We start from the raw sequence: 17,809 nt of genomic DNA, 5'->3' as shown, positions 1-17,809 counted from the left end.
CGACGGACGGCGCGGGCCCGGCCCTCGATGGGCCGGTCCGCGCCCTTGCCTCAGTAAATCTCGAACAGGCCGGCGGCACCCATGCCGCCGCCAATGCACATGGTCACCACGCCCAGCTTGGCGCCCCGGCGCTTGCCTTCGCGCATGATGTGCCCGACCATCCGCGCACCGGTCATGCCAAAGGGGTGGCCGATGGCGATCGAGCCGCCGTTGACGTTGCAGATCTCGTCATCGATGCCCAGCCGGTTGCGGCAATACAGCGCCTGGCTAGCAAAGGCTTCGTTCAGCTCCCAGATGTCGATGTCGTCGATCTTCAGCCCGTGGCGTTCCAGCAGGCGCGGCACCGCGAATACCGGGCCGATACCCATTTCATCCGGCTCGCAGCCCGCGACGGCAAAGCCCCTGAAGGCGCCCATCGGTTCCAGACCCTTCTGCTCGGCCTGCTTGCTGTCCATCACCACAACGGCGGCGGCACCGTCCGACAATTGGCTGGCATTGCCCGCGGTGATGAACCTGCCCTCGCCACGCACCGGTTGCAGGCTCGCCAACCCCTCCAGGGTAGTGCCCGGACGGTTGCATTCGTCGCGGTCCACCGTGACTTCGCGCTGGCTGATTTCGCCGGTTTCCTTGTCTTTGACGGCCATGATCGCCTGCATTGGCACGATTTCATCGTCGAACTTGCCGGATTGCTGGGCGGCGGCGATGCGCTGCTGGCTGCGCAGCCCATAGGCGTCCTGATCCGCACGGCTGATGCCATAGCGATCCGCGACGATATCGGCGGTTTCGATCATCGTCATATAGATCGCGGGCTTGTGCTCCATGATCCAGCTTTCTGGCGCATGACGGGCCTTGGGCTGCACCATCGAGATGCTTTCCACGCCCCCGGCAACCATCGGACCCGCGCCTTCGGCGGTGATGGCATTGGCGGCCAGGGCGATGGTTTGCAGCCCCGAGGAACAGAACCGGTTCACCGTCATCCCCGATGCGGTTACCGGCAATCCGGCGCGGATGGCGATCTGGCGGGCAATGTTTGAGCCGGTTTCCGCCTCGGGCGCGCCGCAGCCCATGATGCAATCCTCGATCTCGCCCCCGTCCAGACCCGCGCGCTGCACTGCAGAGGCGACGGCGTGCCCCCCCATGGTGGCGCCGTGGGTGATGTTGAACGATCCCCGAAAGGACTTGGCCAGACCGGTGCGGGCGGCGGATACGATAACGGCTTGTTTCATCACGAGGCTTCCTTGTTCAGATCGTCAAAGTTGCGCCCTTCGGCGACGAGTTTTTCCAGCAGGGGGGCGGGTTGCCAGAAATATGCATCTTCCTTGGCGTAGGATTTGATATCCTCCAGCAGGCCCTCAAGGCCCTGGATATCGGCCCATTTCAGCGGCCCGCCGTTGTAACGCGGGAAGCCGTAGCCAAACAGCAGCGTCATATCCACGTCCAGCGGCCGCCGCGCGATGCCTTCGCCGACAACCTTGGCGGCTTCGTTGACCATTGCAGCCATGTACCGGCGCACGATTTCTTCGTCGGTGAACTCACGCGGGGCGATGCCCTGCGCCGCCCGCTCGGCCTCGATCAGCGGCATGACATCGGGGTTGGGAACCCGCGATTTCGGCCCGGCGGCATAGTCATAATAGCCCTTGCCGGTTTTCTGTCCGAAATGCCCGTCTTCGCACAGCTTGTCGGCATAGGAACTGTCGCGCGCGCGCGGGTCGATGCCCTCGGCGCGCTTGCGTTTGCGCACGGCCCAGCCGATGTCCAGCCCGGCCAGATCCGCCACCGCAAAGGGGCCCATGGCAAAGCCGAACGCCTCCAGCGCCTTGTCGATCTGGTAAGGCGATGCCCCGTCCAGAATCATGTGATCGGCACAGGTGCGATAAGTGCTCAGGATGCGGTTACCGATAAAGCCATCACAGACTCCGGCGCGCACGCTGATCTTGCCCAGCCGTTTCCCCAAGGCAAAGCCGGTGGCAACCACATCGGCCGCGGTCTGATCGGCGACCACAACTTCGAGCAGTTTCATCACATGAGCGGGCGAGAAGAAGTGCAGCCCGATCACGTCCTGCGGGCGTTTGGTTATCGCGGCGATGTCGTTGACATCCAGATACGAGGTGTTGGTGGCCAGGACCGCACCCGGCTTGCAGACCGCATCAAGCTGGGTAAAGACCTTTTTCTTGACGTCCATTTCCTCGAACACCGCTTCGATCACCAGATCGGCGTCTTTCAGCGCCTCATAGTCGGTGGCCAGCGTCAGCGCCTGTTCAGTCAGGGTTTCGAACTGCTCCTGGCTGATCTTTCCGCGTTTCAGCGCCCCCTGAAGGTTGCCGGCAATACGGCTCTTGGCGGCCTCGGCGGCCTGGGGGGACATTTCCAACATGGTGACGGAAAGCCCTGCCAGCAGGGCGGCTGTTGCGATTCCCGCGCCCATGGTGCCGCCGCCGATGACGCCGATGGCATTCAGATCCCGTGGTGCGACCCCCTTGAGTTCGGGCAGTTTGCTCACCGCACGTTCGGAAAAGAACGCATGGATCAGCCCCAGACGCTGGTCGGTGTTCATCAACTCCATGAACAGCTCGCGCTCGCGTGCAATGCCCTGCCTGAACGGCAGCTCCGTCGCGGCCTGCACCGCGCGTACCGCAGTGGCCGGAGAGAGCTGGCCGCGTCCCTTTTTCAGAACCGTATCGTAAACCGCGTCGAAATCCACTGGCGCGGGGGATGGCATTTCGCTGACCGGGCGGCGGGGGGCATCTGCGTCCAGCAACTGCTGCACATAGGCCAGACCGATCTCGCGCGGCTCGCCCGCCTCGACCTTGTCCAGAATGCCCAGCCTGAGCGCTTCGGCGGCGGGCACATGGCGACCGGTTGTGATCAGATCCAGTGCCGCCTCGACCCCGGCCACGCGCGGCAGTCGCTGGGTGCCCCCCGCCCCCGGCAGGATGCCCAACAGCACCTCGGGCAGACCGACCCTGGCCGAGGGAACAGCAATGCGATAGTGCGTCGACAGCGCCACTTCGAGCCCGCCGCCCAGAGCCGTGCCGTGCATGGCCGACACCACCAGAAGCGGGCTGGCTTCAATGCGGTCGCAGACTTCGGGCAGCCCCGGTTCGCGCGGCTTCTGGCCAAATTCGCGGATGTCGGCCCCGGCGAAATAGGTTGCCCCATCGCCATAGATCAGCACCGCCCTGGCGCCTTCGTCCTCGGCGCGGGCGATCCCCTGCATCAACCCGACACGGACGTCGTACCCCAGTGCGTTCACCGGTGGGTTCTGCGCCTTTAGAATGGCAATATCCCCAGTGCGTTCATATCCGATGGCGTCGGTCATGCTGCCCCCTTCTCTGTGTGTTCGGCACCAAGTGCCTGCTATGGATTTCTAACCACCCGGCAACGTCCTGCGCAAACCTGCAACTGCCGCATCCGGCATGAACCTTGCGTCACATCGCGCGCTCGGCGCCATGCTCGGGCCAGCCCAAGGCTTTGGCAAGGGCGAATCCCCGGTTTCACCTTGCGAAACCCTATTCCACAAAATCGTTAGACGCCAGATGGTGCATTCACTCCGGCGTCCAATTGCCGGTGCGCGCGCGAACGCTGGACAGACTCGGCTTTGCAAGTGTTAGCTGGAGGCTGGCGGGGGGCGTTTCGGCCCGTCACATCCAATGTGATCCAACCAGGGAGAAATACTCATGTGCGATATCTGTGTGATGAACACGGTGAAGGACAGGATGCTGTCGCGCCGGTCCTTTTTTGCAACCGGCGCTGCCGTCGCCGCGACAGGCATGCTCGCGAGCGGGACAACCACACCGGCAATGGCAGCGGGGCATGGCGGCGTGGTGGACATGACACATGTCTATGATGGCGATTTTCCGACCTATTTCGGCGCACCCGGGTTTTCCGCCGAACAGCTGTTCAAATTCGACAAGGACGGGTTCAACCTGTTCCAGCTGATGATCAATGAACATACCGGCACCCATGTGGACGCGCCGCTGCATTTTTCCGCCGACGGGCAGTCGGTGGACGAAATCCCGGTCACCAATCTGGTTTGCCCCTTGGCAGTGATCGACATCGCCGCACGCGCCGCCGAGGATGCGGATACACAGGTAACGCCCGATGACATCAAGGCCTGGATCGACGCCAACGGCCCGATCCCCCAAGGCGCCTGTGTGGCGATGCATTCGGGCTGGGCGGGCAAGGCCACTGGCGACGGGTTCCGCAATGCCGATGACGACGGCGTGATGCATTTCCCCGGTTTTCATGTCGAGGCTGCCAAAATGCTGATCGAAGAAACCGCGGCCGCGTCGATTGCGGTAGATACGCTGTCACTGGACTTTGGCCCCTCGCCGGATTTTGTCACACACTACGCGTGGCTGCCGACCAACCGGTACGGCATCGAATGCCTGGCCGGGCTCGACCAGATGCCCGCCAGCGGCGCGACCCTCGTGGTCGGGGCTCCGTCGCATCGTGGCGGCTCGGGTGGACCGGCGCGCATCTTTGCGATGATCTGATGGCGACGGTTCCGTTGTTGGGCGACGAAGAGGCCAGCGCCGATGCGCTGGCCGTCTTCGACGAAATCCGTACCCTGCGCCAGACCGACTATGTCAACAATTTCTGGCGGTCTCTGGCGCATGATCCGGCCCTGTTGCGCGCCACGTGGGAGCGGTTGAAGGTGGTGATGGCCCCCGGTGCGCTGGACCCTCTGATCAAGGAAATGATCTATGTTGCCGTGTCCACCGCAAACGGGTGTTCCTATTGCGTGCATTCGCACACGGCGGCGGCCACGGCCAAAGGCATGACCCCCGAGATGCACGGCGAGCTGTTGGCGGTGATTGGCATGGCCGCGCAGACTAACGCGCTGGTGACCGGGCTGCAAACGCCGGTGGATGACAGGTTTCAAGCGAACCCGGAATGAGCGGTCGCGCGGCTCCCGAAGGCTTTGAGCGCGAATTGCACCGACGGGATATCACGAAACCGGCACCGCGATCCGTCACCTCATCAGTCTTGTCACCTCGACCGAACGGTTTGCGGTCGCCGGGGCCGCGTTCTGTGTGTTCGCGAACGATCCGGTCTGAGGCTGCCTACCGCAGCCATGACCGGGACGCACAACGGCTATTCGCTCTTGTCTCTGGCTGTGCCGCCTTGCCAAGCCTATGTGCCCAACTCGTAAGCGAACAGAAACAACCTGGACTGGTTTCCAATGGCACACTATTCGACAGATCATCAGGCATTCCGCCCGATCCCGAACCCGATCAGCCGCATCTTTGCGGCCATCGGGAATGCTCTGGTGCTGATGAGCACATCCAATGACCGCATGCGTCAGGTCGACGCCCTGCAAGCGCTGAGCGACGAAGACCTGGCAAAGCGCGGCCTGAAACGCGATGAAATCGCCCGCTACGTCTTTAACGACGTGTTCTGGCACTGATTGGCAATGGGGGCGGCCCTGGTCGCCCCCGCCCCGGCACAACGGCCCTGCAACGCGCCGATGGATGTGCCGCCCATAGTCCCCTGATGCCCCGCAAGGTCACGAATAACTGACCTGTTCTTTTGCCGTTTGTAGGATAGACTGCTGCCGGCGGGAACAATTGATTCAACGGGATAGATTATGGGAATGGCGATACGCTTGGTCGCAATCTGGGCATTGTGCATGCTGGCCGGGGTTGCAAGCGCTGCAACCGATCGGGTGGCGCTTGTGCTGGGCCTGGGCGCGTATCAGACCATCGAGCCGCTGGACAACACCCGCAACGACGCCCGCGCCATCGCCGGCGCGCTCAAAGGTATCGGCTTTGACGTCACCCTGTCGCTGGACGCCACCAGTAGCCAGCTGCGCCAACTGATGGACGATTTTGCTTTTCGGTCAGAAACCGCCGACCTGGCGCTGATCTATTTCGCCGGGCATGGGGTCGAAGTGCAGGGCGAGAATTTCCTGATCCCGGTAGATGCCGACATCAATTCCAATCTGGACGTACAGCGCCAGTCCATTTCACTGAAACAGCTTCTGACCACGGTCGAGCGCGCCCGCAAGATGCGGATCGTGATTCTGGACAGCTGCCGTAACAACCCACTGGGCGACGTGATCGATCTGGCAAAGATCTCACCGGAGGCCACCCTGACCACCAACCAGACCACGCGCGGTGGCGGCGGTCTGGCGGCGGCAAAACCGGATCGTGGAACATTGGTTGCCTTTGCTGCCAAGGATGGCCAGGTGGCGCTTGACGGTACCGGCGGCAACAGCCCCTATGCCCGCGCGCTGATTGACAAGATGGTCAAGCCAGGGCTGGAAATCAGCCTGATGTTCCGTCAGGTGCGCGACATGGTGCTGCAAGAAACCAACAACCTGCAAGAACCACATACCTACGGGTCGTTGACCGGCATTCCGTTCTACCTGGCTGGCGCGGCCGACGGGCAGGTGGATATTTCCGGCAATATCGGCCAGGCGGCCTGGGCGGCGATCCGCCCCGATCAGGAAGAGCAGATGATCGCGCTGGCCAACCTGGGCGACACGCGGTCGATGTTGGGGCTGGCCTATATGCGCCTGAATCCCAGCGAGGGACGGTTTGATCCGACCGAGGCGGTGGCCTTTCTGGAAAAGGCCGCGGGGGCCGGCTCGGCCGAAGCGCAGTTCGAACTGGCCAAGGTCTATGAACGCGGTACCGGAGTACCGCCCGACCCGGCCCGCGCACTGGACCTGTACCAGACGGCGGCCGCGCAGAACTATGCCGATGCGATCAACGATCTTGGCTTTCTGCATTATCAGGGCGGGCTGGGACTGGCACCTGATCCGCAAAAAGCGCTGGAGCTGTTTGAGCGCGCCGCCGATCTGCGCCACCCGCAGGCCCAGTTCAACTTTGCCGCGCTGATCGACGACGGGCTGATCGAAAGCAAGGGCCCGGCGGACGCGGCGCATTACCTTTACGAGGCGCTGCGCTCGGGCAGTTCGGACGTGCTGGACCTGCTGACCTCGCGCCCGCAGATGTTCAGCCGGCAAACCCGCCGCGCATTACAGGGCCAGTTGAAGGATTACGACTTCTACGCTGGTGCGCTGGACGGCGAATTCGGTCCCGGCACAAAAAAGGCGATCCGGCTGGCCTATGGGTTGAAAGAGTAGTCGTTCAATCCCGGCATCTGGTGGATCGGATCCAGGATGAAATGATCTGGCTCCGATGTCCGGATCTTGCAGGCGTCGAGAGGGGGACCTTGTCAGACGGTGCTCGATCCCGTTTGCCCCACAGACGATGTCAAAGCCATCTGCCCCAGGGATCCGTGCGCTGCGCCCATGACGCACTTGTCCCATAGTGCTTTCTTGCATTCCAACCACAGGATCGCACTATCGAGCAGTTAGGGGCACGACAGAGTTGTCGATATTCGCCGATGACCTGCATGGCAGACCCCACTATTCGAAATTAGTGATCCATATGGAATGCCGCGTCGTATTTGGGTTATGTTGACACAGACCCAAGATACACCTCGCCTTCGACGTCCGACCATAGGCGGTGATGAAAGCAAAAACTTGTCACATAGCGAAACTGTTCTCTCGCAACAAACCATCTGGATGATCGCCATCCGCGATGATCGGGATCGCAACGCATTTGCCGCGCTCTTTGACCATTTCGCCCCGCGTCTGAAAGGCTTTATTATCCGGTCAGGCGCGCCCGCCCATCAAGCGGAAGAAATTGTTCAGGACGTGATGCTGACGATCTGGCGCAAGGCGGCAATGTTCGATCCGCATCGGGCGCAGGTCTCGGCATGGATCTACCAGATTGCCCGCAATCGCCAGATTGACATTGCGCGCAAGGAAAACCGCCCGATGCCGGAAGAGCTCAGACAAGAGCCCGGATCGGAACCAGATGCCAGCCAGATTCTGGGGCTTGAACAAGAGGCAGGACAGTTGAAACAAGCGCTTTCCAGGCTCAAGCCTGAGCAGCGCGAGATGATCGAAAAGGCCTATCTGGGCGAGCTGACCCATATGGAGATCAGCGCCCAGACCGGCCTCCCTCTGGGCACAATCAAATCACGTATCCGGCTTGGACTGCAACGGCTGAGACACGAGTTAAAGGACCTCGACCAATGAGTGCTATTACTCACCACCCCTCCGATGCCATGTTGGCAGCCTATGCGGCCGGAAATTTGCCACATCCGTTTGCCGTGGTTGTGGCCAGCCATGTGTCGTTGTGTGGACAGTGCCGTGCAACGTTTGAGGCCCATCAGGCCGTTGGCGGCGTGGTGTTGGAAGAGTCCCATGCCGTGCCGGTTTCACCGTCACTGAGGGAAAACCTCTTTGCCCAGCTTGATGCACCATTTGCTCCGGAACCGGTCTATGAGCGTTCCGGGGTCTATCCCGGCCCGGTGATGGAAGCCTTCAAGGGGCGCGCGCCGCGGTGGAAAACGCTGGGCATGGGTGTCCGGCAGGATATCCTGTCGCGAGACGTCAACGGCTCTGTCCGCCTGCTGTACATCCCGCCGGGACAGGCGGTGCCAGACCATAGCCACGGTGGCTTGGAACTGACCCTGGTGCTGCAGGGCAGCTTCAGCGACGAAACCGGGCGCTTTGGGGTCGGGGATCTGGAGATTGCCGACGAAGCGCTTGAACACACGCCGATTGCCGACGAAGGTGAGGCCTGTATTTGCCTGGCCGCCACCGATGCGCGGCTGCGCTTTCGCGCCCTGGTGCCCCGCCTTCTGCAGCCGATCTTCCGGATCTGACGGTTGGCCCGTTTGAAGTCGACGGCTCTTCAGGCGTCTCAGAATCCAGGACCGCCTGAAACCCCTGCCGGTTCCCGCGCGGTCAGATGAATTCCAGACGGCGCGGCGAGCGATCCGGCCTGACATTCGGAAACATCCAGGGTGTTCAGAAACACCAAACACCGCCGTCTCTTGCCGGGAACAGCCAAGTGCTGCGCGGTCTGAGGACCATGTGCACGGTCCTTGACGCGGGGCAGAGATTGCGCGGCGGAGTCGTTCACTTTGCACGCTGCGCTGCGGCAGCGGATATTGAAACAGCGCCCAGCCGAACCTTCGAAGTCGAAATTAAAACAGACCGGAGTCGTCCCCGAAACTCCGGCGGACAAAACAATTCCCGTCGGGCTTCGGAAAAATGACATCGGTGTTGATTTCGGACGCCCGGAAGGGCTTTGTGGATCGTATATTGTTGATGTCACCAGCGGAGAGGTGGACCACAGAGATGACGTTCTATCCCCGGAAGCACGCGAGACAAATGAATTCATGTGTGTCTGCGTATCGCGTGTCAAATCCGGAAAACCGATCCTGAAACTCTAGCAGCCAGTGCCACACCTCACGACGCCACACATGAGCCCACTGGAACGCGGATTTGGAGTAAGCTGCGTTCGGCCGACTTGAAGCCAGGGCACAGACGCGAACACACTTAACCGAGAAGAGAACTCATGCGTAAAACAGCTCAAGCGGTCGTCATCGGGGGCGGCGTTATTGGATGCTCTATCCTGTATCATTTAACCAAACTCGGCTGGAAGGATGTCGTTTTACTGGAACGGGACGAATTGACCTCCGGTTCCACCTGGCACGCGGCCGCGAATATTCATGGATTGCATGACAGCACGAACATCAGCCGTATCCAGCATTATACGATGACGTTGTACAACGATCTGGAGGCTGAGACCGGCCAGTCCTGCGGAGTGTTTCAACCTGGCTCTCTTTATCTGGCGCAAACCGACGAACGCGTGCATCAGCTGCGCCTACAGGCGGCCAAAGCCAGGCTTTATGGCATGAATTTCTATGAAATTTCTATCGAAGAGGCCCGTGAACTGAACCCGATGGTGAATTTCGAGGGGATCAAATGCGTGATGTACGAGCCGGATGGTGGCAACGTTGACCCGTCGGGCGTCACCAATGCCTATGCAATCGGCGCGCGCCAGCGCGGTGCGGAAATCAATCGGTTCACACCCGTTACCGCAACCCAAGCGCAACCTGACGGGTCGTGGATCGTGAAAACGCCCAAAGGTGATATTCACACCCAATGGGTGGTGAATGCAGCCGGCCTTTGGGGACGCGAAGTTGCCGCGATGGCCGGACTTGAGCTGCCTTTACAACCGACCGAACATCAGTACTTCGTGACCGAAAGCATACAAGAGATCGCTGCATCTGACCGCCGTTTGCCCTCGGTCTCTGATCGCGACGGCGAGTATTATCTGCGCCAGGAGGGCCAGGGCCTGCTGGTCGGAGCCTATGAAAAGGACATGAAGTTCTGGGCCGAGAACGGGACGCCGCTTGATTTCGCCCACGATTTGTTCCCTGACGATCTGGAGCGGATCGAAGAGAATATGATGAACGCCATTGAACGGGTGCCAGCGGTGGCCGAGGCGGGCATCAAGCGGGTAATCAACGGGCCAATGATCTGGTCGCCAGATGCAAATGTGCTGTTCGGACCTGTGCCTGAACTGGACAACTATTTCTGTTGCAACGGTATCATCCCCGGTTTCAGCCAATCTGGCGGCATGGGCCTGATGGCAGCGCAGTGGATCGTTGAAGGCGAAACCCATTACGACATGTTCGCGTGGGACATTGCACGTTTCGGCGATTGGACCACAAAAGCGTTTACCATGGCCCGCGTCCAGGACAGCTATGGGCACCGGTTCGCCATTCATTTCCCGAACGAAGAACGCACTGCCGGCCGCCCTGCTCGGGTGCGCCCCGTCTATGAAATACAGAAACAGATGGGTGCGGTGTTTGGGCTGAATGTGGGCTGGGAACACCCGCTTTGGTTCGCAAACACCACGGGCACCCAGGACACCAATGGCTTTACCCGCCAGAACTGGTGGGGGCCGGTCGGTGAAGAATGCAACATGCTGCGGGATCGCGCGGGCATTATAGATATCTCGAACTTTGCCAAGTATGTTTGCAAAGGTGCCGGAGCGGAGGATTGGCTGAACAAGGTCTTTGCAAATACCATGCCCACGGCTGTGGGGCGGTCTTGCCTGACACCTCTGATCGGCAAACGCGGTGGCATTGCCGGCGATTTCACCGTGACCCGTGTGGGCCATGACGAATTCTGGATCATCGGATCAGGCATGGCCGAGCGCTATCACAAGCGCTTTTTCAGGCAGGTGGATCTGCCGGACGGCACGACGTTCGAAAGCCGGACCGAGGCCCTGTGCGGCTTTAATGTCGCGGGGCCAAAGTCGCGCGATATTCTGCAACGTCTCACCAATGCCTCGCTGAGCACTGACGACTTCCCGTTCATGCACTCAAAGACGATAGAGCTTGCAGGCGTGGAGCTGCTTGCCCTGCGGGTCTCGTTTACAGGCGATCTTGGGTGGGAATTGCACTGTAAGGCCGAAGATCAAAAGCGGCTTTACACGGCTCTGCTTGAGACCGGAAAAGAATTTGGCGCAGGCCCGGTGGGCAGCCGCGCCTTGATGTCGCTGCGGATCGAAAAGGGCTACGGCAGTTGGTCGCGCGAGTATTCGCCCGAGTATTGGCCGCAAGAAGTTGGTCTGAGCCGGCTGTGCAAATTGAACAAGGCGTTTCTCAACAAGGATGCGGCTGTCGAAACGATCGGACGCGCTGCCCGCGATGCGCTGGTGTTGCTTCATGTCGACGAGGCCGATGTCTCTGCGTCCAACGCGGATGCGAGCGGCGGCGAGCCGATTTTCATGAACGGAAAAGGCATCGGGCGGGTCACGTCAGGGGCCTACGGATATTCAGTCGGCAAGAGTCTCGCGCTTGGATTCGTCAAAGACGTCCAAGCCGGAGACCGTGTCGACGTGATGATATTAGGCCAGCCGCATAAAGCGACTGTTCTGGCAGAGCCTCCTTTCGATCCAAAAGGAACCCGCCTGCGCGCATGAGATCCGGATCATCATCAAAACAGGGAGCGCGGCGTATCCATCAAAGAGCCGCTCAGGTAGCGGGACATTTTGAAATGTCATTCTGACGCGTTTTGTATGGGCCGCGCTTCCTAAGTGCCGCTACATTCCCATGACCCGCGCGCCAAGTTCCCTCATGCTTTGCGCGGGGTCCTTGGGGTTCCCCAAGCTTGGAGCGCCGGAAGCTGGATTTTCCCGGCTTTTTCACGATGACGGGCTGGTGACGCCATTGGGATCGCGCTGTGGGGCCTGTCCTCGTTGCAGTGTCTACGCCACCCCTCCGGCTTTTCTCGGGCATCCGCAAGGTTCATCACCCGTTCTCCGTGGGCTTTCCGGACCACGAGCCGTCAATCGTGACACCGTTGGCATAGGTCCGGAGATCGAGCTCGCGAGAGATGAACCCGCGGACGTTTTCAGCCCTGATCGTTCCCGTGTATCCGCCGGACCCCGCCTCAAAGCTATTGTTTTGCCGTCAACCGTGAGGGAAGTTTTACTACAATCGACAACAAGGGCCTCGGGTCCCTTTTTTCGTATTCGGGGCTGGCCCCTATCGCGCCCATCGCCAAAGTTCATTCCAAAACCAGCGTGGACGGCCCTGTTCCATGTCATAGAGTTGGAGGCAGAACGGATTGCCGGGAAGTCGGTCCAGGATCGGTGAAGCAGCTTCAAAAAGCCTATTGCCTGTACGGCAGGCTGAGATCTACTTTGCCATCGAGGCAGAAACAGGAGAAAACGATGCGCAGAGCCATCCTCGCGGCGCTTGCCGCGGCGCTGCTGGGAGCGGTCCCGGAGGCCGGGTCCGCAGATGCTGGGTCGGGTCAATATTACGAGGTCGTCGGGGTCGAGGGCGAGGATATGCTCAAACTGCGCGCCGGGCCAGGAATCGGGTTCAAGATCATTCTCGGCCTGCCGAATGGCACGATCCTGCGAATCCACGGCTGTGAGCAGACTGGCGGCACCCGCTGGTGTAAGGTCTCGTTGAAGCAGTCGCGCAAGCTCAAGGGCTATGCCTCGTGGGCTTACTTGCGAGAAATGTGAAGCAGCGTGCCACACCAGGCACGCTGCGGTATTCTGAAGCTGTAACGATGGCGCATCCCCGAGTCTGGCCATGAACTGCGGCGCCCCCGCGCTGTCGGTTGGCGTCTGGGCGCAATCCCCGTTGCGGTCGCGGCGCCAGCTGTCGGTTCCATTCCGGGGCAGACAACAGGTGCCTGGCTCACAGGCAGTGGAACGAACACGGGCTGGTCGCCTTGGTACCGAACACCGGCTGCTGTCTCAGGCAAAACAGCGGTCCGGGCCGCTTCAGTAATATTCGTTTTCGTAGCCATGCGCGCCGGTGGTATAGCGGCAACGATTCAATACGATTCCCATGACATTTGTCAGCTCGCCGAGTTGTCGTTCGGCAACGTCTATCTGCTCCATCGGAGTTTTCTCGGCAACGACGATCAACAGGGCGCAGTCCACCGACCGCAGAAATCCGTGGCTGTCGTCATTGGCCATCAGGGGGGGCATGTCAAACAGCATGACATCGGGCTGATAGGTGCGCTCGATCTCGTCCAGGACATCCGACGTCTGCCGACTCTGAAGAATTTCAGATGGGTGCCGCCCCGAGCGGGCGTTTAGACCAAAGGCGACATTGCCGTTCAGGCAGCACGCCACATCCGCGAAATCGGCCTCGCGCACCAGAACGTCGGGCATGCCTTGCGTCGGGGTCTGCCCCAGCACCCTGCCCAGCCCCATACGCCGAAGATCGAAATCCATCACGATGGTGCGCAGTTCGGTCATCCGACTGAAACTGTAGCCCAGATTCGCGGCAATCGTCGATTTCCCGCAGGCGCTGTGCGGTGACACCAACGCAACACGCCGCCAGTTGTTCTTCTTGGCCTGTTGCAGCACCTTGGTGCGCAGCATGTCGAACGGGATCGCCAGTTCTCCGCTGGTATGCGCCACAAGTCGATTGTTGACGACAGCTTTCGGATCGACGATCAGGGGGGTCAGCCTTTGCCAGGCGTCCTGCACAGGCGTGCGCTTTTGTGGTGCACGTGACGACACGGATTGCGGCATCTGTGGCCGGGACGCGCCGACGCGGCTTTCGCGTTCGCTCCGCGCCTTTTTGATTGCCTGCTGAAGCCGATCGGTCACGATGTCCTCGCCGCTGCTGCCATATTCTTGAAACCTCTTACCATCTTACACCCAATTTGTTCATCACCCGGTCGGCAAGCAGATCCAGCGGCTGATAATAGATATGGATCGCCCAGACCACCAGCGGGACACCCACCAGGATCATCAGGATCACGAACAGTTTGATCCCGCGCTGGATGAACAGTTCGCGCCGCGTGCGGACATAGGGCAATGTCGCGATAGGCCAGACTTCCAGCTTGCGGATCAGGTCCTCGGGACGTCGCGGGGCACCGTTGAAAAACAGCATCATCGCAACCAGCCCGGCACCCAACCCGATACCCAGCATCGTACCGCCGCCTGCAATCTTCATCCTGTTGGGCTTGGTCGGCTCACTGGGAACTGCGGGCTGTTCGATGACCGAGATCCGTTCGCCACGCGACATCAATTCGATGCGTTCGCCGGTATCTGCATCCGCCAGCCGCTGCACCGCCGGATTGTACTGGCTGAGAATGTTCTCATAATCCCGCTCCAGATCTTCGAGCACGACCGCATTGTTGGGTGTCTTGCTGATCGACTCTTCCAGCCGGGTGATCTGATCCTGCAGTGACTTTTCCTGACGTTCCAGGATCTCCACCCGGGTATCCAGGCTGGCCAACTGGAAGTCCAGCGTGGTGTTGCCGGACGTCTGTTCCGGTTCTTCCGGCGATGCGCCCCGTTCCGTGGCAACCTGTTCGCGCAGCTGTTCGACCCGCGCCTTGAGCAGCTTGATGCGGGGGTTGGTCTCGGAATAGACCAACAGGGCATTGTCCAACTCGTCCTGGGTTTGAGACAGGCGCTGTTCCGTCGGGCTGACCTGCACCAGTGTCGTGGATCCGACCTGACCGGTTTGGCTGAACAGGTCGATCAGCTGCTGGCGCTGGGTTTTAAGTGTAAAAATCTCACGCCCGACCTCTTCGAGACGCTGTTGCCGGGTGGCCAGCTGGTCCTGCCGGAACGGCAGACCATCGGGCAGATCGCCGGCGTTTTCATTCTTGAACGCAAGAATCTCTTCGGCCTTCTGCTCGAGCGCCGCACCGAGGCGCGCGACTTCCTGCTCGAAGAAATCCATGGTCTGGCCGGCCCGGTCCTTGCGGAACGAGGCATCGTTGGCCTGAACCAGTGTCAGGTACTCGTTCAGAACCCCCGCCGCGAGCCGCGGCGAACGGGCCTCGAACGTGACCGTCATGATGCTGGCCTCTTGATTGCTGCGGGTCTTGGTCACGCGGGTTCTGGCCCGCATCGCCTGCAGGATCTCGTCCGGGTTCATGTCCTGCTGGTCCTGAAGAACCTTCAGCCGGCGGGCAATATCCAGAAGGTTGGCGCGGGTCAGCAACCGCTGTTCGATGATCTGCAACCGCTGCGGCCCCGGTGTCTTGACCGTGCTGGGGGCCAGCGCATCCGGAATCTGCGGCGCTTCTACGATCAGCACCATCCGCGATTCATAGGCCGGCGGCAGCGTGAAGGCGACGACAATCGAGACCGTCGCCACGCTGGCAGCCACCAGGAGAAAGGCGGGCAGCTTGCGCAGGAAGAACCAAAAATAGAACCGCAAGTCGGACATCATGCCTGCGCCTCCCTTTCCATGTTCTGTTGGCAAAAGAAAACACCATCGTCAATCACCGACTGGACCATCTTGCACGACACGGTTTTTCCGGTTTCCTCGGACCAGCCATACAACAGCGCGAAATCGCACAGTTGATTGACCAGACGCGGCACACCGCCGGTCACGTCATGCACCAGCAGGCCGGCCGCCGGAGTGAATTCGTCGCCCTCGCCGCCCGCAGTTTTCAACCGGTGGCTGATATAGCCCTGCGTCATTTCCGCACTCATACGATTAAGGTGAAAGCTGGCCGAAACACGCTGCGCAAGCTGGTTCATCGCGGGGTGCCGGACCATGTCGCGCAATTCCGGCTGGCCGACCAGGATCAACTGGACCAGCTCGTCCTTGTTGGCGTTGATATTGGTCAGCATGCGCAATTCCTCCAGCCCCTCCTGCGAGATATTCTGGGCCTCGTCAAAAACCAGAACCACCCGCCGACCCAGGGCATATTCCGCAATCAGGAAATCCTGCAACTTCTGAAAATTCTGCACATAGGTCGCGTCTGAATCGATGGGCAGATCGAGCGCGTTCAACACCCACTGCAACAACTCGCCCCGGTTCCCCTGGGCATTTGACACCAGACCAACGGTGACATCCTCTTCGATCTGTCCCAGCAGGTTTTGCAGCAACGTGGTTTTTCCCGATCCGATTTCGCCTGTCAGCAGGGTGATCGGCGCCCTGGACAAGACCCCGAACTCAAGCACCGAATACGCGCGCTTGTGCTGGGGCGACCAGAACAGGAACTCCGGGTCTGGCACCAAGGTGAACGGCCGTTCGTTCAGGCCATAATAGTCCAGATAGAATGACGACTGTGACATGGTACGTCAGATACTCTTAAACACATTGACACTTATATAATATCCGAGAGGATGAATGAAACCTGTAAACCGAGTCATTCTGGAAACGTCTTTTTACACAAACTCGATACAATTGCGGGCCGAAAGCGTGCGCAGACACCGGGTGTCATGACAGATGATGCGGCACCGCCCACGCCCGCCTAGACCCAGTCGCCGCCAAAGTTGCGCGGCACCAGAAGGTTGTGCCGCCCCAGATTGGCAACATTCTTTTCGCCACAGAGCGCCATGGTGGTGTCCAGTTCCTTGTGGATCACCTCAAGCGCCGTGGTCACGCCCTGTTGCCCCATCGCGCCCAGACCATAGACAAACGCCCGCCCGATCATGGTGCCCTTGGCCCCCAGCGCCAGCGCCTTGAGCACGTCCTGACCCGAACGGATACCGCTGTCCAGATGCACTTCGATGTCATCTCCGACCGCATCCATGATTTCGGGCAACACCCGGATCGAACTGAGCGCACCGTCAAGCTGGCGGCCGCCGTGATTGGAGACGACGATGGCATCGGCACCGACTCTGGCCGCCATTTTGGCGTCCTCGGCATCCAGAATACCCTTGAGGATCACCTTGCCGCCCCACATCTCGATCAACTGACGCACCCGGTCCCAGTCCAGCGCATGATCAAAGGCCTCCTGAGTCCAGCTGGTCAGCGAACCGGGATCCGAAACGCCCTTGGCATGGCCGATCACGTTGCCGAAAAAGCGCCGCTTGGTGCCCAGCATGCCCATGCCCCAGCGCCATTTGGTCATCATGTTGGCAACCGATTTGGCCGTCAGCTTGGGGGGGGCGGACAGGCCGTTCTTGATGTCCTTGTGCCGTTGCCCGCCGATCTGCAGATCCAGCGTGATGACGATCGCAGAGCAGTTGGCGGCCCGCGCCCGCTCGAACAGACGCCGCATGAAGTCGTCATCCTTGAGCGTATAGACCTGAAACCAGAATGGTGCGGGCGAATGTTCGGCGACATCCTCGATGGAACAGATCGACAGCGTCGACAGGGTGAAAGGTACGCCAAATGCGGCAGCGGCGCGGGCGGCCTTGATCTCGCCATCGGCACATTGCATCCCGGTCAAGCCCACAGGGGCAAGCGCTACGGGCATCGCCACGTCCTGTCCGATCATCTGGCTGGCAGTGCTGCGCCCCGTCATGTCCACGGCAACGCGCTGGCGCAGCCGGATATCGGCGAAATCGCTGCTGTTGTCGCGAAAGGTCTGCTCGGTCCAGCTGCCGGTTTCGGCATAGTCATAGAACATCCGCGGCACGCGCCGTTCATAGATGCGTCTGAGGTCCTCGATATTGGTGATCACGGGCATTGCGGACCCCTCCTTTTCGCTTTTGTCCGCCCATGGGTAGCGGTGGCGGGGCGGAAACTCAAT

Annotated in this window: 14 protein-coding genes; 8 read left to right on the top strand and 6 right to left on the bottom strand. The window is 60.5% G+C overall.

The window, feature by feature from the left end; all coding sequences use genetic code 11:
- Positions 1-50: 50 nt before the first annotated feature.
- Positions 51-1,226, bottom strand: coding sequence for an acetyl-CoA C-acyltransferase (locus NANH_RS0116570; RefSeq protein WP_027263044.1), 1,176 nt, complete (start codon positions 1,224-1,226; stop codon positions 51-53).
- Positions 1,226-3,319 carry an FAD-dependent oxidoreductase gene (locus tag NANH_RS0116565; RefSeq protein ID WP_027263043.1) on the bottom strand — a complete coding sequence of 698 codons (2,094 nt, stop codon included), beginning with the start codon at positions 3,317-3,319 and terminating at the stop codon, positions 1,226-1,228. Before NANH_RS0116565 ends, NANH_RS0116570 begins: the two co-directional genes overlap by 1 nt.
- A 358-nt stretch (positions 3,320-3,677) precedes the next feature.
- Here NANH_RS0116565 and NANH_RS0116560 point away from each other — a divergent pair, with 358 nt between their 5' ends.
- The 8 genes from NANH_RS0116560 to NANH_RS0116525 all read left to right on the top strand — a co-directional run bounded on the left by NANH_RS0116560 (position 3,678) and on the right by NANH_RS0116525 (position 12,863).
- Positions 3,678-4,496 carry a cyclase family protein gene (locus tag NANH_RS0116560; protein WP_027263042.1) on the top strand — a complete coding sequence of 273 codons (819 nt, stop codon included), beginning with the start codon at positions 3,678-3,680 and terminating at the stop codon, positions 4,494-4,496.
- Positions 4,496-4,900: a carboxymuconolactone decarboxylase family protein gene (locus NANH_RS0116555; RefSeq protein ID WP_027263041.1), complete on the top strand. Its 405-nt coding sequence runs from the start codon at positions 4,496-4,498 to the stop codon at positions 4,898-4,900. The genes NANH_RS0116560 and NANH_RS0116555 overlap by 1 nt, the downstream gene beginning before the upstream one ends.
- Before the next feature lie 285 nt (positions 4,901-5,185).
- Positions 5,186-5,410: a DUF1127 domain-containing protein gene (locus NANH_RS0116550; RefSeq protein WP_027263040.1), complete on the top strand. Its 225-nt coding sequence runs from the start codon at positions 5,186-5,188 to the stop codon at positions 5,408-5,410.
- 186 nt (positions 5,411-5,596) lie between these two features.
- Positions 5,597-7,093, top strand: coding sequence for a caspase family protein (locus tag NANH_RS0116545; RefSeq protein WP_245601462.1), 1,497 nt, complete (start codon positions 5,597-5,599; stop codon positions 7,091-7,093).
- A 444-nt stretch (positions 7,094-7,537) separates the two neighbouring features.
- Positions 7,538-8,056, top strand: coding sequence for a sigma-70 family RNA polymerase sigma factor (locus tag NANH_RS0116540; RefSeq protein ID WP_051372639.1), 519 nt, complete (start codon positions 7,538-7,540; stop codon positions 8,054-8,056).
- Positions 8,053-8,688 (top strand): ChrR family anti-sigma-E factor, encoded by a 636-nt coding sequence (locus tag NANH_RS0116535; protein WP_027263037.1) that lies wholly within the window; start codon positions 8,053-8,055, stop codon positions 8,686-8,688. The genes NANH_RS0116540 and NANH_RS0116535 overlap by 4 nt, the downstream gene beginning before the upstream one ends.
- Before the next feature lie 698 nt (positions 8,689-9,386).
- The gene (locus NANH_RS0116530; RefSeq protein WP_027263036.1) at positions 9,387-11,807 is read left to right on the top strand and encodes a GcvT family protein; all 2,421 of its coding nucleotides are present in this window, start codon (positions 9,387-9,389) and stop codon (positions 11,805-11,807) included.
- Positions 11,808-12,560: 753 nt separating this feature from the next.
- Positions 12,561-12,863, top strand: a complete 303-nt coding sequence (locus NANH_RS0116525) for an SH3 domain-containing protein (protein WP_027263035.1) — start codon at positions 12,561-12,563, stop codon at positions 12,861-12,863.
- A 264-nt stretch (positions 12,864-13,127) separates the two neighbouring features.
- Here the strand turns inward: NANH_RS0116525 and NANH_RS26500 are convergent, their stop codons facing one another.
- From NANH_RS26500 to NANH_RS0116505, 4 genes are all read right to left on the bottom strand, one after another.
- Complete coding sequence (locus tag NANH_RS26500; RefSeq protein ID WP_051372493.1) at positions 13,128-13,967, bottom strand: CpsD/CapB family tyrosine-protein kinase; 840 nt, start codon at positions 13,965-13,967, stop codon at positions 13,128-13,130.
- A gap of 37 nt (positions 13,968-14,004) precedes the next feature.
- Complete coding sequence (locus NANH_RS0116515; RefSeq protein WP_027263034.1) at positions 14,005-15,549, bottom strand: GumC family protein; 1,545 nt, start codon at positions 15,547-15,549, stop codon at positions 14,005-14,007.
- On the bottom strand, positions 15,546-16,403 hold the full coding sequence (locus NANH_RS26495) for an ExeA family protein (protein WP_051372492.1): 858 nt from the start codon (positions 16,401-16,403) through the stop codon (positions 15,546-15,548). Before NANH_RS26495 ends, NANH_RS0116515 begins: the two co-directional genes overlap by 4 nt.
- A 179-nt stretch (positions 16,404-16,582) precedes the next feature.
- Entirely contained in the window at positions 16,583-17,746 is a 1,164-nt protein-coding gene (locus tag NANH_RS0116505; RefSeq protein WP_027263033.1) for an alpha-hydroxy acid oxidase, read from the bottom strand.
- Positions 17,747-17,809 lie beyond the last annotated feature (63 nt).

The sequence above is a fragment of the Sedimentitalea nanhaiensis DSM 24252 genome, from assembly GCF_000473225.1.
Taxonomy (GTDB): domain Bacteria; phylum Pseudomonadota; class Alphaproteobacteria; order Rhodobacterales; family Rhodobacteraceae; genus Sedimentitalea; species Sedimentitalea nanhaiensis.
The sequence above is the reverse complement of the archived record's forward strand: the minus strand, read 5'-3'. Positions and strand labels throughout refer to the sequence as shown.